Annotated in this window: 3 protein-coding genes and 2 pseudogenes; 4 read left to right on the top strand and 1 reads right to left on the bottom strand. The window is 57.7% G+C overall.

The window, feature by feature from the left end; translation table 11 throughout:
- Positions 1 to 411 precede the first annotated feature (411 nt).
- Positions 412 to 951, bottom strand: a pseudogene (locus WN73_RS12250) (IS701 family transposase); the annotation flags it as partial.
- 564 nt (positions 952 to 1,515) lie between these two features.
- On the opposite strand from WN73_RS12250, the gene WN73_RS12245 reads away from it, so the two are divergent.
- From WN73_RS12245 to WN73_RS12230, 4 genes and pseudogenes are all read left to right on the top strand, one after another.
- Complete coding sequence (locus tag WN73_RS12245) at positions 1,516 to 1,893, top strand: hypothetical protein (RefSeq protein ID WP_271552958.1); 378 nt, start codon at positions 1,516 to 1,518, stop codon at positions 1,891 to 1,893.
- 170 nt (positions 1,894 to 2,063) lie between these two features.
- The gene (locus tag WN73_RS12240) at positions 2,064 to 2,240 is read left to right on the top strand and encodes a hypothetical protein (RefSeq protein ID WP_271552956.1); all 177 of its coding nucleotides are present in this window, start codon (positions 2,064 to 2,066) and stop codon (positions 2,238 to 2,240) included.
- Between the two features lie 379 nt (positions 2,241 to 2,619).
- Complete coding sequence (locus tag WN73_RS12235) at positions 2,620 to 4,272, top strand: class I adenylate-forming enzyme family protein (RefSeq protein WP_271552955.1); 1,653 nt, start codon at positions 2,620 to 2,622, stop codon at positions 4,270 to 4,272.
- A 164-nt stretch (positions 4,273 to 4,436) separates the two neighbouring features.
- Positions 4,437 to 5,126, top strand: a pseudogene (locus WN73_RS12230) (IS630 family transposase); the annotation flags it as partial.
- Positions 5,127 to 5,342: the final 216 nt, after the last annotated feature.

Here is a 5,342-nt window from a genome sequence, read left to right as displayed (position 1 = left end):
AGATGCAGCCGTCGTCAAGCAAACATGATGCCTTTTCAATCTCGAACACAGCACCGATCCGGCGGACCGCTTCAGTGGGAGGGTCAACCAGATCAGCCATGACGAAGAAACGGCCTCCGGGCATGTGCCAGTTCGCGTCAAGACAAGTCATGGAACGAGGAAAGAAGGTGATCTGAAAACTGTCAGCATGACGAAGACGGTTTGACACCCCCGCGTCGGGTAAACGACACTATATCGCATAGCTGGGTACCGCGGATTCGAACGCGTGCGACTCAGAGGTCTCTCTGGCGCCCCGCGACAAGTTTCACCTTGCTGCCATCGCGCAGAACCTCAAGACGATGTGACGCCCAGCAAGGAGCAAGTGAACACGCCCCGACAAGCGATTTGCGGCAGAGCATTTTTCGACAGCATCGTCCGGAAGCCGACTTCGGCCGGAATGCCCACCTTGCGCCGCCGATCGCGGTCCTCGGTCCATTCCTTCGGAAGTTAAAGGCGATAGCCAGACAGGCTGGCGTGGTGGTAGGCAATCGACAATGACACCGCCACCTGACAATTATCCTGCTTGCCGAGCTGCCTGCAATATTGCCGTGCAACTCCAACTGAATGTCACCCCTGCTTGGGAAATCCGGTATCGTCTATGATCCAGGCTTCGTTGGGGCCCTGGCGTTCAATCGCCGGCAGGACCATCTCACGTACCCTGCCCAGCACCTTCTCATCCGACCAGGCGCCGCTGCCGATGAAATGCAGCAACGACTGATGCTGGGCGGCCGTCCGTTCCGGAGCTGTCACCGACGCCGTCGGCTCCACGCTCTTGCGACGGCCACAGGCAATCAGGCCGACGCAATAGTCGCGCAGCGGCGCCTTCCGATCAGCATGACCGATGACATTGGCAAGCCCTTCCAAATACGCCGCAAATCGCTTCTCGCTCGTCTTGGTGCCACGCCCGCTCATGTCGGCCTCATGGCTGATGGTCATGCTTCAACCATCACTGATTCAGGCCGGCGGTTTTGTGACTCAGTCAGACTAGGTCCGACTGCATTTTGCGCCATCCTATCCGGCGCTCTTCGGCCGCCAGCTTGGCGGACCGCTGGCACCTGCTCAACAGTCTGGGTGAGGGCCTGCGCCACGCGGTCGGTAGCCATCGTCACAACGTGGCCGCCGCCGTGCAAATCATGATGTCCGCGCTGAGCGAAGACCGGCAGTTCCGCGCCGCCGCCCGGCTTGCACAGTTGCGGGGGGAACGAATGACTGCGCGACGCGAATGCTGGGATGAAATCTGTCGCCTACGCGAGCAAGGTTGCCCGACATCCGGGATCGCCAACTGCTCGGCGTCGACAGGCGCACTGTTCAGCGCTGGCTCGCCGCTGGCGGCGAACCGGAGCATTCGCGTCCTCACAGACCTTCACATCTTCTCGCGCCCTTCACGGCATGGCTCGAAGCGGGGTGGGCCTCCGGCTGCCAGGTGGGCCAGCAGCTTTGGCGGGAGCTTCAGCAACAGTTATACTGGAAGTCGGGGTGACCGTCGCGCGATGGGCCGCTGACAGGCGTGCAGATGCAGACTCGGGAGGAGCAGCACAACCGCACCCGACCTGGAAAGCCTGTGCCTGGTATTTAAGCCAGGATCCGGATCAGATCGATGCTGAAGCCGGGCTGTTCCTCGGCCGCCTGTTTGCGCAAGCTCCGGAACTCGCCACGGCGGCCGATCTGGCGAAGCGGTTTGTGTCCCTTCTCAGTGGCAGCGACATCGCCGAGTTCGATGAATGGATCGCACAAGCAGCCAACAGCGAGTTCAAGAGCTTCGCCAACAACGCGGTCCGAGCGGCAATAACGGTCCGGTCGAAGGCCAGATCAGCAGGATTAAAGCCATCAAACGACAAATGTATGGCCGGGTAAGCTACCCGCTATTGCGTCGACGCGTCCTTCTGGCTGCCTGAGAACGACCGCGCAACCTATCCAACCCCAGTCGCTCAAGCTGCACCAGATATGCGGAAGAACCCCTGATTGTCGCGCTATAAAATAGCCCGCAGGTGCCTCGGGGTATTTTCATCGCGGTAGAAAGCTTCTTGAGCTATTTGATCGCGAGCGGCGGCGCCTCTTATCGCCTGCTCAAGAACGCGTGCAACTATTTGGCTACTCGTTCGGTTATCTTTCGCTGGCGACATGTGCAACTAAAAGCCGCCGCTCCCATTGACCAATTAGCTCTCACCACGAAGCTACAGCGGCTTCGCCGCTTCAAATAGTCAATACAGGTTTTCACCAGAGTAGGTAGTGCATCGCTTTCTATAAATCGGGTACGAACAAATGCTACTCTCGTGTGAATGATGATAGAGCGGATAGGACAGGTGCACCGATGATAAGCGTGGTCAATCCGTTGGAGCCGGTCAAAAAGGGGCGAACTGCCATCTCTGAATGTTCCAATCATGGCCACGCCCAATCACGAGCCGGGCGTCCTAAACTGTCGGTTGGGCCGCGGACCTCATTCGCGAGTGAGCAACTGCGTGTTGCTGATATCAAAGCACTCCGCAGCGCCCGATCGATATAGTGGCTCAGGAAGCGCCGCCGAGGTTCCCATGCGTCTCTCTCTCTCTCTCTCTCTCTCTCAAAGTTCGAAGTGTTCCCATGATGCACCCAGCAAAATTGACTCCAAACCAGCTGAGAAAACGTGTCGCAAATGCGATGCACAAAGTCGAGGCGCTGGAATCCGCCTATGAGACCATCACCGTCGGTCAGCTGGTTTCAATGCGGGCAAAGACGCATGGATCAACGATAGCGATCGATTTGTTCGAGCGCGGTGAACGCGCGACCTACATGGAGATGGACCGATCATCTAACAAATACGCGCATGCGCTGCGTGCAATCGGAGTGCGCAAAGGGGATCGCATCGGGGTGATGCTTCCCAATCGCATCGAGTACCCGATTCTGTGGTTCGCGATTGCGAAGCTTGGTGCGGTCATGGTTCCGATTAACATGCGATATACGCGAAGGGAGATTGAATATGTTCTCAGCGATACACAAGCCAAGTTCGCCGTTGTGGACCAAGGCGTATGGTCGGCATTCTCGTCGATGGAACCTTGGCCGCAAAATCTTGCCAAAGAGAGGGTAATTGTCGCGGGGCGGCCTTCCTGCGGGATACCCATTACCATCGCCGGATTGCTTGAGGGCGTCGACGAGGCGTTGGTCGAGGAGGACGTCGGCCCTAACGATCTTTTGAACATTCAATACACTTCCGGGACAACTGGCTTTCCGAAGGGGTGCATGTTGACCCATGACTACTGGGGTGTGTTTTCGTATCAGGGGATGTGTTGGGACGATGGGCCGCACAAAAGGTATTTGTCTGCGCAGCCATTCTTCTATGTCGATCCGCCGGCGCATCTTCTGAGGTCGTATCGACAGGGCGGCACGCTCTACCTAGCTCCTCAACTCAGCGCGACACGCTTCTTAGGTTGGGTCAAGCAGCATCGCATAGAGTGGTGCCAGGTTCCCGAACTGATAGCGCGCGAGGCCGAGGCCGCCAACGAAGATGGGGCGACCTGCTTGAAGCAAATCCTGAATTGGGGCTGGAGCCCTGATACAGTGCGCCAATTCCGGAAACGGTTTCGAGTGCGGACCGAGGAAGCGTACGGTATGACTGAGATCGGTTTCGCCACACGAATGACTAACCAACTCGACGAGTTAGCAAGTTCAGGTTCGGTCGGGATACGAGCCCCGTTCCGAGCGCTGCGACTAATGAACGAGGATGGCAGATCCACTCAGATCGGCGAAGTCGGTGAACTGTGGGTAACTGGGCGCGGGATCCTCAAGGGCTATTGGAATAAGCCGGAAGCAAATGCCGCCTCGTTTGAAGGCGAATGGTTTAAGACTGGTGATCTGATGCGTCGCGATGAGCTCGGCTTTTATTGGCTGGTGGGGCGCACGAAGGACATGATCCGCCGTTCGAGCGAGAACATCGCTGCGCGAGAGGTTGAGGCGGTCATTCGCGAAATTCCAGAGATTGCGGACGTGGCCGCGGTACCGGTTCGTGACCTGAAGCGAGGAGAGGAAGTCAAAATTGTCGTCGAATTGAGAGGCATCGAGTCAAACACTCTGGCCATAGAGCGCATTGTCGACCATGCGCGTGCACGCCTTGCGGCGTTTAAGGTACCTCGGTACATCGCCTTTACGCAGAAGCTTCCGAGAGCCATCTCCAGTAATAAAGTGCTCAAACGTGAGTTGATGGCCGTCGGTGATCCGCTTGCTGGGGCTTATGACACCAAAGAGAAGTGCTGGTTGTGAAATCGATTTACCCGCTTGTTCTCGCACGTGTGCACTTTTGCTGCGTGATACGAGCCGGGTTGCCATGATCAGACCGACGTCCTTTGGGCGCCGCGAGGCTAGTCATCTGGAATGCAAAGTTCGATACATAAAAGGAGCGCTGGGACCTCTGAAGGAGAGCGCTTATGGCGAATGCAGGTATGAGATGCCGGCCGATTGCGCCGTCGGTGCTGAGTCAGCAGGAGCGGACGTACCTGGAGAAGCAAGTTCGTCGTCATCGTGTTGCCCGGTCGCCATCTGAGCGATGCCGCGCGATTCTGCGATGCGCGCATGGAGTGCCCAGCAAGTCTGTGGCTGCCGAAATCGGCCTCCACGAACACACGTTGGCAAGTGGCGTCGCCGATTTTTTGAAAGGCCGCTGTGATGGCCTGCTTGACGAGCACGCCCTGGCCGCCTCGAACCATCAACGACGATCAGGTTGCCGCAGAATGTGGGCGGCGTTCGGCTTGCAGCCGGCACCGTAGCCAGACATTCAAGCTATCGAGCGATCCGCTGTTCGTCGACAAGGTACGCGACATCGTCGGCCTTTACCTGTTCCCGCCGAACCGAGCTCTTGTCCTCAGCATCGATGAGAAAAGCCAGATTCAGGCACTCGTGAGTCGCCGGTCTTGCCGATGATGCCCGCCATACCGGAGCGTCGTACGCACAGCTATGTGCGGCATGGTACGACCACGCTATTTGCCGCGCTCGATGTCGCCTCGGGGTTCGTCATCGGCAAATGCTACAAGCGCCACCGGGCGGTCGAGTTCTTGAAGTTTCTAAAAGAGATCGATGCTCAAGTCCCTGAAGGCCTCGATGTCCATATCGTCATGGACATGTGGACGCCCCCGTTGGCGCAAGAAGAATCTTTCGAAGAGTGCGGAGCGTGGTCGGGTGCTGACATGTGTCCGGCCTTTTGCTGCGGCTGTCACATGCCGCTGGCCCGTATGGGAGTTCGCGGAACGAAATTTGTAAAAGAAGGGACTTGAGCTGACAGTGAGTGCTTTGTCGCGGCAGGTGTCCGACAAAGATTTCATGTCCGACCTCACGCA

This window comes from Bradyrhizobium sp. CCBAU 45394 (assembly GCF_028128655.1).
GTDB lineage: Bacteria > Pseudomonadota > Alphaproteobacteria > Rhizobiales > Xanthobacteraceae > Bradyrhizobium > Bradyrhizobium diazoefficiens.
This window is presented reverse-complemented; position numbering and strand designations above follow the sequence as displayed.